General features: G+C 68.5%; 11 protein-coding genes and 2 tRNA genes. 9 read left to right on the top strand and 4 right to left on the bottom strand.

Going from position 1 to position 16,155, the window contains the following annotated elements; all coding sequences use genetic code 11:
- Positions 1-199: 199 nt before the first annotated feature.
- Genes AB8M46_RS02290 through AB8M46_RS02280 form a run of 3 tightly spaced genes read right to left on the bottom strand, consistent with a single transcriptional unit; the run spans position 200 to position 2,881 of the window.
- On the bottom strand, positions 200-1,156 hold the full coding sequence (locus AB8M46_RS02290) for an ankyrin repeat domain-containing protein (RefSeq protein ID WP_394359416.1): 957 nt from the start codon (positions 1,154-1,156) through the stop codon (positions 200-202).
- The gene (locus AB8M46_RS02285) at positions 1,140-1,976 is read right to left on the bottom strand and encodes a TIGR03620 family F420-dependent LLM class oxidoreductase (RefSeq protein WP_394359415.1); all 837 of its coding nucleotides are present in this window, start codon (positions 1,974-1,976) and stop codon (positions 1,140-1,142) included. Before AB8M46_RS02285 ends, AB8M46_RS02290 begins: the two co-directional genes overlap by 17 nt.
- On the bottom strand, positions 1,973-2,881 hold the full coding sequence (locus tag AB8M46_RS02280) for a TIGR03620 family F420-dependent LLM class oxidoreductase (protein ID WP_394359414.1): 909 nt from the start codon (positions 2,879-2,881) through the stop codon (positions 1,973-1,975). The genes AB8M46_RS02285 and AB8M46_RS02280 overlap by 4 nt, the downstream gene beginning before the upstream one ends.
- A 96-nt stretch (positions 2,882-2,977) precedes the next feature.
- On the opposite strand from AB8M46_RS02280, the gene AB8M46_RS02275 reads away from it, so the two are divergent.
- The 6 genes from AB8M46_RS02275 to AB8M46_RS02250 all read left to right on the top strand — a co-directional run bounded on the left by AB8M46_RS02275 (position 2,978) and on the right by AB8M46_RS02250 (position 13,187).
- Positions 2,978-3,544: a TetR/AcrR family transcriptional regulator gene (locus tag AB8M46_RS02275; RefSeq protein ID WP_037341944.1), complete on the top strand. Its 567-nt coding sequence runs from the start codon at positions 2,978-2,980 to the stop codon at positions 3,542-3,544.
- A gap of 101 nt (positions 3,545-3,645) precedes the next feature.
- Positions 3,646-5,244: a phosphoglycerate dehydrogenase gene (gene serA / locus AB8M46_RS02270; protein WP_037341946.1), complete on the top strand. Its 1,599-nt coding sequence runs from the start codon at positions 3,646-3,648 to the stop codon at positions 5,242-5,244.
- A gap of 286 nt (positions 5,245-5,530) precedes the next feature.
- Positions 5,531-8,935, top strand: coding sequence for a S8 family serine peptidase (locus AB8M46_RS02265; RefSeq protein ID WP_037341948.1), 3,405 nt, complete (start codon positions 5,531-5,533; stop codon positions 8,933-8,935).
- Positions 8,936-9,171: 236 nt separating this feature from the next.
- On the top strand, positions 9,172-10,215 hold the full coding sequence (locus AB8M46_RS02260) for a 3-isopropylmalate dehydrogenase (protein ID WP_007031599.1): 1,044 nt from the start codon (positions 9,172-9,174) through the stop codon (positions 10,213-10,215).
- A 556-nt stretch (positions 10,216-10,771) separates the two neighbouring features.
- Complete coding sequence (gene cimA / locus AB8M46_RS02255) at positions 10,772-12,397, top strand: citramalate synthase (RefSeq protein ID WP_037341950.1); 1,626 nt, start codon at positions 10,772-10,774, stop codon at positions 12,395-12,397.
- A gap of 19 nt (positions 12,398-12,416) precedes the next feature.
- Positions 12,417-13,187 (top strand): fumarylacetoacetate hydrolase family protein, encoded by a 771-nt coding sequence (locus AB8M46_RS02250; protein ID WP_037341952.1) that lies wholly within the window; start codon positions 12,417-12,419, stop codon positions 13,185-13,187.
- 70 nt (positions 13,188-13,257) lie between these two features.
- Here AB8M46_RS02250 and AB8M46_RS02245 read toward each other — a convergent pair whose 3' ends face one another.
- A complete protein-coding gene (locus tag AB8M46_RS02245; RefSeq protein WP_394359413.1) occupies positions 13,258-14,496 on the bottom strand; it encodes an FAD-dependent oxidoreductase in 1,239 nt (412 codons plus the stop codon).
- Positions 14,497-15,048: 552 nt separating this feature from the next.
- Here AB8M46_RS02245 and AB8M46_RS02240 point away from each other — a divergent pair.
- The 3 genes from AB8M46_RS02240 (at position 15,049) to AB8M46_RS02230 (ending at position 16,112) form a co-directional block, all read left to right on the top strand.
- Complete coding sequence (locus AB8M46_RS02240; protein ID WP_037342565.1) at positions 15,049-15,783, top strand: HAD family hydrolase; 735 nt, start codon at positions 15,049-15,051, stop codon at positions 15,781-15,783.
- 51 nt (positions 15,784-15,834) lie between these two features.
- Positions 15,835-15,906, top strand: a tRNA-Gln gene (locus AB8M46_RS02235).
- A 130-nt stretch (positions 15,907-16,036) separates the two neighbouring features.
- Positions 16,037-16,112 (top strand) — tRNA-Glu (locus AB8M46_RS02230).
- The last annotated feature ends 43 nt before the right edge of the window (positions 16,113-16,155 follow it).

Raw genomic sequence — 16,155 nt, 5'->3', positions numbered from 1 at the left:
CGAGGGTCCGGCGGGCCAGGGGGCGTCAGGATCGGGACACGCCTCTCGCGAGTGTCATGAAAGGGCCGTTCCTGACGTTTTTCGTCCTGAACGGCCCTTTCATGACACTCGGGTGACCGGCGGCCGTGCCATGAAAGGTCCTTTCCTTGCGAAATTTGCAAGGAAAGGACCTTTCATGGCGTACGAGGGGCCCCAAGGCTCAGGCGCCCCGCAGCACCGCAAGGATCTCGGTCTGCCCGAAGTGCTCGGCCCACCCCAAGGCCGACGACGAGTACAGCGAATCCTCCAGCGAAGGATCCGCCCCGACCTCCAGCAACGCCCGCACGGCGTCCACATGTCCGCCCTGCACGGCCAGGTGCAGCGCCGTGACGCCCTCCCCGTGCGACAGTCCGCCGAACGTCCCCCGGTGGTCGACCGAAGCACCCAGCTCCGCCAAGGTCTTGATCGCCGAAGCCTTCCCCTGGGCGGCGGCCCACGTCAGCGCCGTGCCCCGGTAGACGTCGGCGTCCACGCGGGCACCCCGCTCCACCAAGGTGCGCACGGCGGAAGACCGGTCGTTCCGCGCCGCCCACGAAAGCGCCTCGTCGACGATCTCGGCCGGATCGTCGCTCGGCCGCCATTCCGGGAAACCGCTGTGCGGCCGGTGGAATTCGCGATGCGTGCCCGCCGCGGGGGCGAGCGTGCCGTCCGGCGCGAGCAGTTCGTCGAGCAGGTCGGCGTGACCGAGCCCCGCCGCCACCCGGAGATTGCCGGGCGAGAGGCTGCGCGAAGCCAGCAGCTCCGCGGCCTCCCGATGGCCCCAGAACAGCGCGACCACCAGCGGTGTCCCGCCGTCGCCCCGGGCCGGGACGTCGATGGGGGCGCCCGCGTCGAGCAGCATCGTGACCAGCAGCGGCGATCCGACGTACCCGGCCTGGTGCAACGCCGTCCAGCCGTGCACGTTGGCGGACGCCGGATCGGCGCCGTGGTCGAGCAGGATCCGGCACAGCCGCTCGTCGCAGGTCGCGGCGGCCATGCCGAGCAGATCGTTCCCGTTCTTCCCGTGCGCGTGGACAAGCGTGGGCAGGTCGCCGATCAGGCGCGCGAGCCCCGCCAGGTCTCGCGCGTCGATCAGTTCCCGTGCGTTCTCGAAGGCGAGCTCAGCCGGTGACGTCACGCTCCCGCACGCTACCCCCGACCCCCGACAGAACCCGCCATTCGGCCAGCGGGATCCGTTCGTCCCCGGTCAGGACCTGCAGGCACACGTGGTCGGCCCCGGCGTCCAGATGTGCCTGGACCCGCGCGGAGATCTCGTCCTCCCCGACGGCGGCCAGCGCGTCCACCAGCTTGTCGGAGCCGTAGTCCGCCTCGGTGAATCCGAACCGCCGCAGATTCGCCTGATGGTGGGCCGCCAGCTCCAGGTACATCGACACGTGCCGCCGCGCGATCTCCCGGTCCGATCCCAGCACGACGGCCTGTTCGACGGCGAGGAACGCCGAAGGTCCGATGGCCTCCCGCGCCAGCGCGGTGTGCTCGACGGGGACGAAGTACGTATGCGCCCCATCGGTGCGTTCCGCGGCCAGGGCGAGCATCTTCGGTCCCAACGCGGCGAGCACACGCCGGCGTGGGGAGTCCGGTGTGGACAGTTCGGTCCCGTCCATCTCGTCGAGGTAGCCGCGCATCCCTTCCAGCGGTTTCGCGCCCGGGAGGTGTCCGCCGAGGCCGAGGACGAACCGGCCGGGATACGCCTCGGCGAGGGTCCGCTCGGCGGCGGCCGCCGCGACGGGTGCCCGATGCGAGAACCGCGCGATGCCGGTGGCGACGGTCAGCCGCGAGGTCGCCGCGAGCAGCAGACCCGCCTGGGTGAACGCCTCCCGGCCCAGGTACTCCCCGAACCACAACGTGTCGAAGCCGAGTTCCTCGACTTCCGCGGCCGCCTCGCGCACTTCGCCGATTTCCTTGCCGTCGAAAGAAAACGTCCAGATGCCGACGCTCACCGGATCACCGCCGTCAGTGCCGGGGCGAGCCGTTCCAGCTGGTCCACGATGGACTTGAGATCGTCCCCGACCGGATTGACGAGCACGGTGTCCGCGCCGGCATCGACGAGTTCCTTGAGCCGCCCGGCGATCCGCTCTTCGTCGCCCCACGCGGTCAGTCCGTCCACGAGCCGGTCGCTGACGTCGTCGATGTCCGCGTCGGTGTAGCCGAGCCGCTTCCAGCCCTTGAAATAGTGCGGGATGCCGTACTGCTTCATCAGCCCGATATCCCTCGCCACGCTCTTCCGCGCCTGCTCACGGTCGCCGAGCAGAACCGAATGGGTGGGGATGAGCAGCTTGTCCGGGCCGAGGATCTCGCGGGAATACGGCGTGTGCTCGAAGGGCTGGGCGAACGGATGCGCCCCGTCCGTGAGTTCCCGCGCGAGTTCGAGCATCTTCGGTCCGACGGCGGCCAGGACCCGCGGGAACGGGACCGGCGAAGGGAATTCTTCCGCCGCCGCGGACATGGCCGTGAGGTAGTCACGGGTCTGTTCGAGCGGCCGGTAGTCCGAGCCCGCCTTCTCCGCCTGGTACGAGTGCCCGATCCCGACGCCGAGCACGAACCGGCCGGGGAACGCCTGCGCGAGCGTCCGCCCGCCGCTGTGGGCGGTGTAGGCGGGCCGCGACCAGATGTTCGCGATCCCGGTGCCGACCACCACTCGCTCGGTGGCCGCGAGGGTGATGGCGCTGTAGGCGAACAATTCCCGGTTGCCGGGCCCCTCGCCACCCCAAACGGTGCGGTAACCCAGCTCTTCCAGGCGCCGGATCGCCCGCCGTTCTTCGTCGGGTGTCGGCGTGAACATGCCGACCGGCAGCCAGACACCCACCGGGCCCAGCCGCTCCCGGGTTTCTTCGATCAGGTCCATCACAGTCTCCCCAGCTAACATGAGGCAGCCTCCGCTTACGTGGTCCGACTATACGGAGGCTGCCTCCGATTTGTCGAGACTAGGCTCGGGAGCGCGATGGACACCGAGAAGAAGCCGCTGCGGGCGGACGCCCGGCGCAACTACGAGCGCCTCCTCGAAGAGGCGAGGCACGCCTTCGCCGCGAACGGCGTCGAGGCGTCGCTGGAGGAGATCGCGCGCCGGGCCGGAGTCGGGATCGGAACGCTCTACCGGCACTTCCCGACGCGGGAAGCGCTGGTCGAGACGGTGCTCCGCGAAGGCTTCGACGCGCAGGCCGAAGCGGCTCGCGAGCTGCTGGGCTCCTCGGAGCCGGTGGAGGCGTTGAAGGCCTGGTTCGCCGGGATGGGTGAACAGTCGGCGCGTTACCGGGGGCTGCCCGAGCTGATGGTCGACGTGCTCAACGACGAGACCTCGCCGCTGTACGCCTCCTGCCACGCGATGCGTGACCAGGTGTCCCAACTGGTGGAAAGGGCGAAGGCCTCGGGGGAGCTCCGGGCCGACGTCACAGTGCACGAATTACTGGTGCTGCTGCACGCGCTTTCCTGGGCCAGCGAACACCTTTCGGGTGACAAGGGCCTCGAACGGCTCCTCGATCTCGTTTTCGCGGGATTACGGGCGAGTTAACAATCCCCTGTCACCAGGTCTAAACTGCGGCGCAACCGGGCACAACGGCGTGACCGTCAACAGTGAGTCGCAGGCACAGACCAGATAGTGGGAGCCGTATCGTGACCAAGCCGAACAAGCCCGTCGTCCTCATCGCCGAGAAGCTCGCGCCCTCCGTGTTGAGCGTCTTCTCCGACGAGGTCGAGGTCCAGCATGTGGACGGCACGGACCGCCCCGCGCTGCTCGAAGCCGTGAAGACGGCGGACGCGCTGCTCGTGCGGTCCGCGACGAAGGTCGACGCCGAGGTCCTCGGCGCCACCACCTCGCTCAAGGTCGTCGCCCGCGCCGGCGTCGGGCTGGACAACGTCGAGGTCCCCGCCGCCACCGAACGCGGTGTGCTGGTGGTCAACGCGCCGACCTCGAACATCGTCTCCGCCGCCGAGCACGCCGTCGCGCTGCTGCTCGCCGTCGCCCGCCGGGTCCCGGCCGCGGACCAGAGCCTCCAGGGCGGTGCGTGGAAGCGCAGCGCCTACTCCGGCGTCGAGATCCAGGGCAAGACCATCGGTGTGGTCGGCCTCGGCAAGATCGGCCAGCTGTTCGCGCAGCGGCTCGCCGCGTTCGACACCAAGATCATCGCGTACGACCCCTACGTCTCGGCCGCCCGCGCCGCGCAGCTCGGCATCGAGCTGGTCACGCTGGACGAGCTGCTGGAGCGCGCCGACGCGATCTCCATCCACCTGCCGAAGACGCCGGAGACCAAGGGCCTCATCGGCGCCGAGGCGCTGAAGAAGACCAAGCAGGGCGTCATCATCGTCAACGCCGCGCGCGGTGGCCTCATCGACGAGCAGGCGCTGGCGGACGCCGTCAGCTCCGGCCACGTCGGTGGTGCCGGTATCGACGTGTTCGTCACCGAGCCCACCACCGAGAGCCCGCTGTTCGGCCTGCCGAACGTCGTCGTCACCCCGCACCTGGGCGCCTCGACCGCCGAGGCGCAGGACCGCGCGGGCACCGACGTCGCGAAGTCCGTGCTGCTCGCGCTGCGCGGCGACTTCGTGCCGGACGCGGTGAACGTCGCGGGCGGCGGCACGGTCGGCGAGCACGTCCGGCCGTACCTCTCGCTCACCCAGAAGCTCGGCACCGTGCTGACCGCGCTGAACCCGAAGGCCCCGGCCTCGGTCACCGTCGTGGTCAAGGGCGAGCTGGCCGCCGAGGACGTCAGCGTGCTGCCGCTCGCGGCCGAGCGCGGCGTGTTCTCCGGCGTCGTCGAGGACCAGGTCACCTTCGTGAACGCGCCGCGCGTCGCCGAAGAACTGGGCGTCCAGGTCGAACTGGTCACCGAGACCGAAAGCCCCAAATTCCGCAGCCTGGTCACCGTCCGCGCGGTCCACGCAGACGGCTCGACTCTTTCGGTGTCCGGTTCGGTCACCGGCAAGGACGAGGTCGAGAAGCTGGTCGAGGTCAACGGCCGTCACTTCGACCTGCGCGCCGAGGGCAACGTGCTGCTGCTCGAGTACCCGGACCGCCCGGGCATCATGGGCCGCGTCGGCACGCTGCTCGGCGAGGCGGGCCTCAACATCGAGGCCGCGCAGATCAGCCAGACCACCGACGGCGCGGACGCGGTCATGCTGCTGCGAGTCGACCGTTCCGTCGACTCGCACCTGCTGGAGCCGATCGGCGCCACCGTCGGCGCGCACACGATCCGCGCGGTCAACTTCGGCTGACCTGCGGGAATTGCACTGACGAAAGCCGCGTCCACGGACGCGGCTTTCGTTATGTGCCAACAAGTTGTTTGCGCTCTTCGCAAGTAGTCGACCACTCGCGAAGAGCAAGATTCAATAACGGTGAAAAATGCCTACTGAAGTCGGGCTGGTCCCCGGATAGGTTCTTCCGGCGAGGCCGAACCATCGCGCCGTCAAGGGCACGGCGCGGCGCCGGGGCTCACCGTCGGGGGTGTGTTCGAGCGGCAGGCAGGTTCCGAGTCGAGGCCTCGAGTGAGGGCACTTACTCATGAACAGATCCCGCGTACCCCGGTGGGCCATCCGCTCATCGGCCGCGGTCTTCGCCGCGTTGCTCGCGACGTCCGTGACCGGGGCGACCGCAGCCGCGCAGGATGTCCCCCTCGCGGACGGTGTCACACCGGCGAAGATCGACCGTAACGGATTCCAGGGGAAGGTCGAGCCGAAGCTCAAGGCCGCCCAAGGGCAGATCACCGCCTTCGTCGAGCTGGCCAAGCAGCCCGCCGTCGACGCCTTCAACGCCGAGCAGAACAAGGGCGCGGGCAAGGAAAAGGCGAAGAAGGCCGCGAAGGACGCCAAGGCCGCCGCGGCCGCGACGGTGAACTCCGTCGTCGGTCAGCTCAAGGCCGCCGACGCCGGCACCCAGCTGGTCACCCAGACCGCCAACGCGGTCGCCGGCGCGGTCGTCACGGCCGACGCGGCGAAGATCCGCGAGCTGGCGAAGCGGCCGGACGTCGTCTCGGTCAAGAAGGTGGTCCCCAAGACCCGCACCAACTCCAGCGCGGTCCAGCTGACCAACACGCTCGCGTCGTGGCAGCAGACCGGCCGCTACGGCGACGGTATCCGCGTCGGCGTGATCGACGACGGCATCGACTACACCCACGCCGACTTCGGCGGCCCGGGCACGGCCGAGGCCTACAACGCGATCAACCGCGACCAGGCCACCCCCGCCTTCCCGACCGACAAGGTCGTCGGCGGTATCGACCTGGTCGGCGACGCCTACGACTCGGGCAGCGACGACCCGGCCCTCAAGACCCCGAAGCCGGACCCCAACCCGCTCGCCTGCGGCCACCACGGCACGCACGTCGCGGGCACGGTCGCCGGTTTCGGTGTCGACGAAGCGGGCAAGACCTTCACGGGCGACTACAAGAAGCTCAACAAGAAGAAGATCGAAGCGATGCAGATCGGCCCGGGCACCGCGCCCAAGGCCCTCCTGTACGCCATCAAGGTCTTCGGCTGCGACGGCTCGACCAACGTCACCTCGCAGGCGCTCGACTGGTCGCTCGACCCGGACGGCGACGGCGACTTCACCGACCACCTCGACGTGGTGAACCTGTCGCTGGGCGGCGACTTCGCCACCCCGGATGACCCGGACTCGCTGTTCGTGCGCAAGATCGCCGCGAACAACGTCGTCCCGGTGTTCTCCGCGGGCAACGGCGGCGACCTCAACGACGTCGGCGGCGCGCCGGGCAACACACCCGAGGCGCTGACCGTCGCCAGCAGCCGTGACGCGTCCGTCCTCCGCGACGCCGTCGAAGCCGTCGCTCCCGACGGTGTCAAGGGTGCGAAGACCGGCCAGTTCAGCCAGAACTACGCGACCTACGACACGCTCGACGTCACCGCGCCGGTGGTCACGCTGTCGGCCGACAACGCCGCCGGCTGCAAGCCGTACTCCGAGGCCGACAAGGCCAAGGCCGCGGGCAAGATCGTGTTCCTCGAATGGGACGACAACGACGCGACCCGCGCCTGCGGTTCCGGCGCCCGGTCCAACAACGCGCAGGCGGCCGGTGCCAAGGGCGCGCTGTTCTCCTCGACGCTGGAGCACTTCTCGGCGGGTATCGCGGGCAACGCGGCCCTGCCGACGTTCCAGCTGACCGGCAGCGCGACCGCTTCGGTCCGCCCGGCGGTGGCCGCGGGCACGCTGCAGGTCCGGATGACCGGCAAGGGCCGCGTGTCCGTGCCGACCTTCGATCAGTCCATTGTGGACACCCCGAGTTCGTTCACCTCGCGTGGCGGGCGCGGCCCGGCCGTCAAGCCGGACGTCGCGGCGCCCGGTGACTCGATCTCGTCGGCGCTGGCGGGCAGTGGAGCGGGCCGCCTGGTCATCTCCGGGACGTCGATGGCGGCTCCGCACACCTCGGGTATCACCGCCCTGATCCGTCAGGCGCACCCGGACTGGTCGGTCGAGGAGGTCAAGGCCTCGGTCATCAACACCGCCGGCCACGACATCCACGACGCTTCGGGCCGCGTCTACGGTCCGCAGCGCGTCGGCAGCGGCCGGATCGACGCGAAGGCCGCGCTGGACAACCAGGTCCTGGCCTACGTCGTCGACAACCCCGGCTTCGTCTCGGTCAACTTCGGCGTCGTCGAAGCGGGCGGCCCGGTCACCCTGACCAAGACGGTCAAGGTGGTCAACAAGGGCATCAAGCCGGTCGAGTACTCGGTGGGCTACGAAGCCGTGAACGCGCTCCCCGGTGTCGAGTACACAGTGGACAAGCCGACGGTGAAGCTGAGCCCGCGCGGTATCGCGCTGGTGAAGGTGACCCTGAAGATCGCCGACCCCAAGGCGCTCCGCAAGGTCATGGACCCGACCATGGCGGCCACGCAGGTCGGCCTCGCCCGCCAGTTCGTGGCGGACGCCTCCGGCCGGATCGCGTTCACCCCGAAGAGCGGCACGACCGTTCCGCTGCGGCTCTCGGTGTACTCCGCGCCGAAGCCCGTCTCGTCCATCAACACCCCGGGCAACGTCAACTTCGGCGCCGGCCAGAACCAGGCCGTGCTGAACCTGACCGGCAAGGGCGTGGACCAGGGTTCCGGTGCGCAGCGGTACCGCTCGCTGATCAGCGTGCTCGAACTGCAGGCGGAATCCCCGCAGCTGCCCGAGTGCGACGGCGACGTCACCACCGACTGCACGCTGAACCAGACCGCCAAGGGCGCCGACCTGCGCTACATCGGCGCGGCGTCGACCGCTCCGCTGGCCAAGGCGCAGGGTGAGCCGGAGAACGCGTTGCTGGCCTTCGGTCTCACCACCTGGAGCGACCTGGCCAACCTGGGCAGCAACACCTCGCCGTTCGTGGACATCGACACCACGGGCGACGGGCAGCCGGACTTCGAGACCTATGTGACCAAGGTGACGTCGACCGACGTCCTCGTGGCGGTCACCGTGGCCCTGAAGCCGGGCTTCCCGCAGGTGGACATCCAGCCGATCAACGGCCAGCTCGGCGACGTCGACACGAACGTGTACGACACCAACGTCGTCGTGCTGCCGGTGAGCATCGCCGCGCTGGGGATCGACCCCAACGCCGCGTCGCACAAGATCAGCTACACCGTCGGGACCTCCGGTTTCTACGCGGCGCCGGGTGCGGACTCGTCGACGATCGACTACGTCGGCACGCCGCTTTCGTTCGACGCCTTGGCTCCCGCGTACACGGTCCAGGGCGGCGGCGACTCCGCGCTGGGCTACGTCGCGAAGCCGGGCACGGCGCTGGTGGTCAACCGCAACGCGGCCGCGCAGGACACCGTGCTGGGCCTGCTGGCGATCGAGCACCACAACGCCTCGGGCAACCGGGCGAACGTGGTGAAGATCCAGACGAACGCGGGTGGTGGCAACGCGGGTGTCGACCGGCCGGGCAACGGCGGGCGGCACACCGGACGTCAGCCGATCGGTGTGGGCTGACGCGATAGTGCGATAACCGGCGTTCGATGAGGTGAGGGACGCCCTGGCGGCATGCTTTGCGCCAGGGCGTCCCTTCTTGTTTTCACTCTTTCGGCTGTCTCGCTCTGTGGGAGGTTCCGGCATAAGGGTGGTGCGGCTACGGCTACCGGGCTACGGCCGGTAACCTTCCGCTGCTGGCGTTTTCTTGCGGATGGGCCATCCGGACTGCCGGTGGCCTGGTCTACGGAGGTGTGTGGATGCGGCTCGCGGTGATCCCAGGAGACGGGATCGGGCCCGAAGTGGTCTCCGAGGCGCTCAAGGTGCTCGGTGAGGTCGTACCGACGGCGGAGATCACGAACTACGACCTCGGCGCCGCCCGGTGGCACTCCACCGGCGAGCTGCTCCCGGAGTCGGTACTCGGTGAACTCCGTCAGCACGACGCGATCCTGCTGGGCGCGGTGGGCGACCCGACGGTGCCGAGCGGCATCCTGGAGCGTGGCCTGTTGCTGCGGCTCAGGTTCGAACTCGACCACCACGTGAACCTGCGCCCCGCCCGGTTGTACCCGGGGGTGCGTGGACCGCTCGCCGAGGCGGGCGAGATCGACATGGTTGTCGTGCGTGAAGGCACCGAAGGCCCGTACGCGGGCAATGGTGGCCTGCTGCGCAAGGACACCGAGAACGAGATCGCGACGGAGGTCAGCGTCAACACGGCGTTCGGCGTCCGGCGCGTGGTGACCGACGCGTTCAACCGGGCCGAGGCGCGGCCCCGCAAGCACCTGACGCTCCTGCACAAGACGAACGTGCTGGAGTACGCGGGCTCGCTGTGGTCGCGGATCGTCGAAGAGGTCTCGCTGGAGCACCCGGAGGTGACGGTCGCCTATTCCCATGTGGACGCCGCGACCATCCACCTGGTGACCGACCCGTCCCGGTTCGACGTCGTGGTGACGGACAACCTGTTCGGCGACATCATCACCGACCTGGCGGCCGCCGTGACCGGCGGCATCGGGCTGGCGGCGAGCGGGAACCTCGACATCACCCGGCGGAACCCGAGCATGTTCGAGCCGGTGCACGGCAGCGCGCCGGACATCGCCGGCCAGGGTCTCGCCGACCCGACCGCCGCGGTGCTCTCGGTCTCGCTGCTGCTGGACCACTTGGGACAGAAGGAAGCGGCGCGGCGGATCGAGGCCTCGGTGGCCTTCGACCTCGCGACCCGCGACCAGGCGTCGCCCGGTGCGACGCACGCGATCGGTGACCGGCTGGCGGCCCTGGTGTCGTCGAACGTGCGCCCGGTCACTCAGTAGTTCTTCTTGGGCTGAAGGGGCCCTTCGCCGCGTTTCACGCGGTGAAGGGCCCCTTCGCTGCGTTCGGTCTACCTGGACCGAACGGCGGCTGCGCGTGATCCGATGGACGACACGTGTGATCCGATGGACGACACGTGTGACCAGAGGGGCGACGCGTCCGCTGCGACGCCCCGCCGCGAGTCGTCCGTCCAGTCACGCGTGTCGTCCCTTGGCTCACGTGTGTCGTCCGTCCAGTCACGCGAGACCGCCAGTCGGTGTCCATGACGCCGCTGGCTCGCGCCATGAACGGTCCGTTCCTGGCAAATTTCGCCAGGAACGGACCGTTCATGGCATTCGGGGTCGCCGCGGGCTCCCAGAAAGTGGGAAGTCTCGCCCGGCTTGTGGACGCCTGGCGAAGCGTGTGCCATGATGCGTCCGTGACCTCCTGCACCATCATTATCGCCGAGCGCGCCGGGTAACAGCTCCACAAGAGCCCCCGGCGCGCAACCTCTCGCACCCATGCGGGAGGTTTTTTTGTTGCCTGAACACGCTTTGCCACCACCACGAGGAGATTCCCGTGACCCGCAAGGAGCCCGCCGATACACCGCTCGGCGACGCTTTCCACCTGTACGACACGACGTTGCGCGACGGCGCGCAGCGTGAGGGGATCTCCTACTCCGTCACGGACAAACTGGCGGTGGCGAGGCTGCTCGACGATCTCGGGGTCGGGTTCATCGAAGGCGGATGGCCGGGCGCGCTGCCCAAGGACACGGAATTCTTCGCCCGCGCCGCTTCGGGCGAGCTGAAACTCCGCCACGCCGCGCTCGTCGCGTTCGGCGCGACGCGGAAGGCGGGCACCAAGGCCGAGCAGGACCAGCAGGTGCGGGCCCTGCTCGACTCGCAGGCACCGGTGGTCACGCTCGTGGCCAAATCGGATCTGCGCCACATCGAACGCGCGTTGCGGGTCGACGTCGACGAGGCGTGCGAGATGGTGCGCGACACCGTCGCGTTCCTCGTCGGTGAAGGACGTCGCGTCTTCCTTGACGCGGAACACTTTTTCGACGGCTACGCGTTCTCCCCGGACACCGCGCTGAAGGTGCTCGACGCGGGAGTGAACGCGGGCGCCGACGTCGCCGTGCTGTGCGACACCAATGGCGGCCAACTGCCGCTCGGCCTCGCGGAAACCGTCCGTGAGGTCAAGGAAAGGACCGGATTCCGGCTCGGAATCCATTGTCAGGACGACACTTCCTGCGCGGTGGCGAATTCCGTCGCCGCCGTGCAGGCCGGCGTGACGCACGTCCAGTGCACCGCCAATGGTTACGGCGAGCGGGCGGGTAACGCCGATCTTTTCGCCGTGACAGGGAATTTGGTGACCAAGCTCGGAATGGAGGTCCTCCCGACCGGAGGCGCCGCCGAGCTCACCCGGGTCTCCCATGCCCTTGCCGAAATCGCGAACATCGCCCCCTACACCCACCAGGCTTACGTAGGGGCGTCGGCCTTCGCCCACAAGGCGGGACTGCACGCGAGCGCGATCAAGGTGGATCCGTTGCTGTACAACCACATCGATCCAGCTTCCGTCGGCAACGACATGCGGGTACTGGTCACCGAGATGGCCGGCAGGGCCAGCCTGGAGCTCAAGGGACGTGAGCTCGGGGTCGACCTTGCCGGCCAGCCCGAGGCGCTGACGAGCGCCGTGAAGAAGGTGAAACGCCTCGAATCCGAAGGCTGGTCCTTCGAAGCCGCGGACGCTTCACTGGAACTGCTGCTGCGGCGGGAGGTCGACGGCCCGCAGAGCGACGTCCTCGACGAACCGCCGTTCGAACTCGAGTCGTACCGGGTCGTCCTCGACCACCGGTCCGACGGTGAGGTCGTCTCCGAGGCGACGGTGAAGGTGCACGTCGCCGGGCAGCGCGTGATCGCGACCGCCGAGGGCAACGGCCCCGTGCACGCGCTCGACGCCGCCCTGCGCGAGGCGCTCAGCCCGCATCTGTCCTGGTTGGACAGTGTCGAGCTGGCCGACTACAAGGTGCGGATCCTGCCCGGCCATCCGGGCACCGACGCCGTCACCCGCGTGCTCGTCGAGACCAGCGACGGCGAGCGCGAGTGGACCACCGTCGGCGTGCACGGCAACATCGTCGAGGCGAGCTGGCTGGCGCTGTGCGACGCGCTCGTGCACAAGTCCCTCAGCGAGGGCCCGGCGTGAGGAGTCGTACAGTGGGGGAGTGCGTCTAGCCCGAATTGCTCATCCCGGCGGTGTCGCGTTCGCTTCGATCGAAGGGGACGGCGACGACGCCCAGGTACTGGAAATCGCCGAGCACCCCTTCGGCAACCCCAACTTCACCGGCAAACGCTGGCCGCTCGCCGACGTCCGGCTGCTCGCGCCGATCCTGCCGTCGAAGGTGATCGCGGTCGGCCGGAACTACGCCAAGCATGCGGCCGAGTTCGGCAACGAGGTCCCGCAGGACCCGATGCTGTTCATCAAGCCGTCGACCACGGTGATCGGGCCGAACGTGCCGATCCGCCGTCCGCGTGGTGTCGGCCGCGTCGACTTCGAGGGCGAACTGGCGATCGTCATCGGCCAGCCGGTCAAGAACGTGCCCGCCGCCCGTGCGGCGAGCGCGATCCTCGGCTACACCGTGGCGAACGACGTCAGCGCGCGTGACCTGCAGAAGTCCGACGGCCAGTGGGGCAGGGCGAAGGGCTTCGACACCTTCTGCCCGCTCGGCCCGTGGATCGAGACCTCGCTCGACGCGGCCGATCTCGCGCTCAAGTCCGAGGTGGACGGTGTGCTGAAGCAGGACGGCCGGACGTCGGACCTGGTGCACAAGATCCCCGAGCTGGTCGAATTCGTGTCCGGGGTGATGACCCTGCTGCCCGGTGACGTCATCCTGACCGGCACGCCCGAGGGCGTCGGCCCGATCGAGGACGGCCAGTCCGTGTCGATCACCATCGAGGGCATCGGCACCCTGACGAACCCGGTCCAGGACATCTGACCTCAAGTGTCATGAAAGGGTCGTTCAGGACGTTTTTCGTCCTGAACGACCCTTTCATGACATCTGGAATCTAGCTACCGGCCGGTTCCATCGCCCGCCGCGCGAAGGCCGGGGCGTGCCCGGGCCGCAGCCCCAGGCCCAGCAGCCGCGCGGGGATGTAGGACAGTGCGGGGAACCTGCTGAACAGCTTCACCATCGGCGCGGGCGGGCCGTTGCGCTTGCCCGCCATCACCGGCCCCATCACGTTCTTGTGCAGCATCCGCTGCAGCCCCTGCACCAGCATCGTGGGCGCGAGACGGCGCTTGCGGACCTTCGCCAGATCCGCCACCGACGGCCTCCCGCGGCGCAGCGGTTCGGCGAGCAGGGTGGCGGCCGCGACCGCGTCCTGCACCGCGAGGTTGATGCCCACCCCGCCGACCGGCGACATCGCGTGCGCCGCGTCACCGATGCACAGCAGCCCGTCGAGATGCCACTTCCGCAGCAGGTTCATCTTGACGTCGAGGAATTTGACGTCGTCCGTCGTCTTCAGCTCGTCCACGCGGTCGGCCAGTTCGGGCAGGATCGCGGCCACGTTCTCCCGGAACGCCTCGATGCCCTGGTCGCGCAGGTCCTGGCCCTTGGGGCTGAGGTAGGCGATCTGGAAGTAGCCCTTGCGGGGCAGCGGCACGGCGAAGCGGCGATCGCGCATCTTCGGGGTCAGCATGCCTTCGCGTTCGCCGTCCCGCCGCGAGATCCGGAACCACCACGCGTCGAACGGGATGGGGTAGTCCTTCGTCGTCAGCCCGGCCTCGCGGCGGGCCAGCGACCAGCGGCCGTCGGCGGCGATCACCAGGTCGGCGCGCAGTTCGCCGGTCTTCCCGTCGGCGTCGCGGTAGCAGACCCCGCTCACCCGGCCGTGTTCGAAGATCAGCCCGGTCATCTCGGTGCTCTGGCGCAGCGTGAACGTGGGTTCCTTCGTGCCGGCGTCGGCGAGCAGGTCCAGGAAGTCCCACTGCGGGACCATGGCGATGTACGGGTGCGCCACCTTCAGCCTGGTCAGGTCGGCGAGGCGCATCATCGTGCCGTCCTCGGCGGGGAAGCCGGCGTAGGCGATCTCGCTGTGCGGCAGGCTGAGGAATTTCTCGCTGAGGCCCAGCTCGTCCAGCAACGTCAACGTCGACGGGTGCACGGTGTCGCCGCGGAAGTCCCGCAGGAAGTCCTGGTGCTTCTCCAGCACGGTGACCTCGACCCCGGCCCTGGCCAGCAGCAATCCGGCGACCATCCCCGCGGGGCCACCGCCGACGACCACGCAGTTCGTACGTTCGTTCATCCGTCCCACCCCTTCGAACCCTTATTCATCACTTGTTGAATAAGCTCAGGATGCACCCCTCCGGCAGGCGCGTCAAGCGCCATCCGGGCGGATACGCTGTTCGGGGTATGGCCCAGGTCTCACCGGACCGTGTGAGCCGGCGGGCCCCGCGACGAGTGTCCAAAAAGGACTTGAGCGGTGCGCGACCGTCCCGGAAGGACGGCGATCACGGAAATGCCCTTGTGGACGGTCTCGTGACGTAAGCGGGACAAGGATTTCGTTGTCATCACAGGGTGTGCGCGCCGCGAATCGGATGGCGTGCCGCGTATCGACATTTCACCCGGCCGCCCGCGTTAGCCGTTGGCCGGTAACTAAAACACGTCATCTCACCAACTGGGAGTAGAGTGCCCGCGCCGGAACAGAGCAGCCTTAATCACCTCATCGGCAGAGTCGCGATCGCGCTGAGTGCCCTAGCCTCACTTGGTGGATTTCGCTCTCGTGCCCCGGACCTCGTCACGAACCACGCCGGACGCTCCGGACGGAGCCCCGTGGGAGCCGCCGGAGTTGCGATTGGTGTGCCTCGACATCGATGACACGTTGATCGACTGCACGGCGGCGATCCGCCTCAGCCTGAGCGCCCTCACCGGCCAGAACGACCTTTGGCCGCTGTGGGATCTCATCACCGAAGAGCATGTCGCGCTGGTGGTCGCGGGCGAAATCGATTACGCGACCATGCATTACAAGCGTACGGAATGTTTCCTCGCCGAGATCGGCATTTTGGCCGACGAAGAGCAGGTCAGCGGCTTCGAAAGACGCCGCCGTGAAATTCTCACTCGTTCGTGGCAATTGTTCGAAGATGTCCTCCCGTGCCTGGAATGGCTGCGGGCCGCCGGTGTTCTCGTCGCCGCGGTCACGAACGCCTCGGGCGCGCATCAGCGCAAGAAGATCGCCGACCTCGGCCTCGCCCGGTTCTTCGATCACGTGGCCATCGCCGGTGAACTCGGAGTAGCCAAACCCGACCCGGCGATGTTCCACTCGGTCTGCCTCGGCCTCGGCTGCGACCCGGCGCAGGCCGTCCACGTCGGCGACAAACTCGACACCGACGCCATCGGCGCACGCGACGCCGGCCTGGGGGCCGTCTGGCTCGACCGGGACGGCATCGCCGAGCGCGCCCCGGCGGGCGTGCACACCATCTCGGGCCTCGACGAGCTGCCTGAGCTGCTCGTTTCCGAGTTCGCGAAGCTCGGCGTGCCCGCTCAGCGCGCTAGTGAGACCCCCGCTTTCACGGTGCGGAACAGCGTGCTCTAGTATTCTTTCTCGTGCGGCACCGAGCCGGTCAAGATCGGAACGGTACCTCACTGGGGTATGGTGTAATTGGCAGCACGACTGGTTCTGGTCCAGTTAGTCTAGGTTCGAGTCCTGGTACCCCAGCTGGAGAACTCTCCGGAGTGAAACACAGAGTGACCCCCCTGCGAAGGCGGGAAACCCGGTCTGGTAAGTTTCTCCACAGCAACACAGCAGGTGAACAACTGAAAATCTCCTCCTGAAGGAGAAAATCCTAGCCCCCGTCGTCTAGCGGCCTAGGACGCCGGCCTCTCACGCCGGTAGCGTGGGTTCGAATCCCATCGGGGGTACCAGCAGCATCCATCCGAAAAGTCCCGATCGTAGCGGTCGGGACTT

This window comes from Amycolatopsis sp. SB7-3, assembly GCF_041021335.1.
Classification (GTDB): Bacteria; Actinomycetota; Actinomycetes; order Mycobacteriales; family Pseudonocardiaceae; genus Amycolatopsis; species Amycolatopsis japonica.
The sequence above is the reverse complement of the archived record's forward strand: the minus strand, read 5'-3'. Positions and strand labels throughout refer to the sequence as shown.

Bases quoted from the DNA above. Each gene is read 5' to 3' on its own strand.
- AB8M46_RS02280 (WP_394359414.1), bottom strand. From the start codon at position 2,881: ATGGACCTGATCGAAGAAACCCGGGAGCGGCTGGGCCCGGTGGGTGTC.
- AB8M46_RS02275 (WP_037341944.1), top strand. From the start codon at position 2,978: ATGGACACCGAGAAGAAGCCGCTGCGGGCGGACGCCCGGCGCAACTAC.
- AB8M46_RS02265 (WP_037341948.1), top strand. From the start codon at position 5,531: ATGAACAGATCCCGCGTACCCCGGTGGGCCATCCGCTCATCGGCCGCG.
- AB8M46_RS02260 (WP_007031599.1), top strand. From the start codon at position 9,172: ATGCGGCTCGCGGTGATCCCAGGAGACGGGATCGGGCCCGAAGTGGTC.
- AB8M46_RS02245 (WP_394359413.1), bottom strand. From the start codon at position 14,496: ATGAACGAACGTACGAACTGCGTGGTCGTCGGCGGTGGCCCCGCGGGG.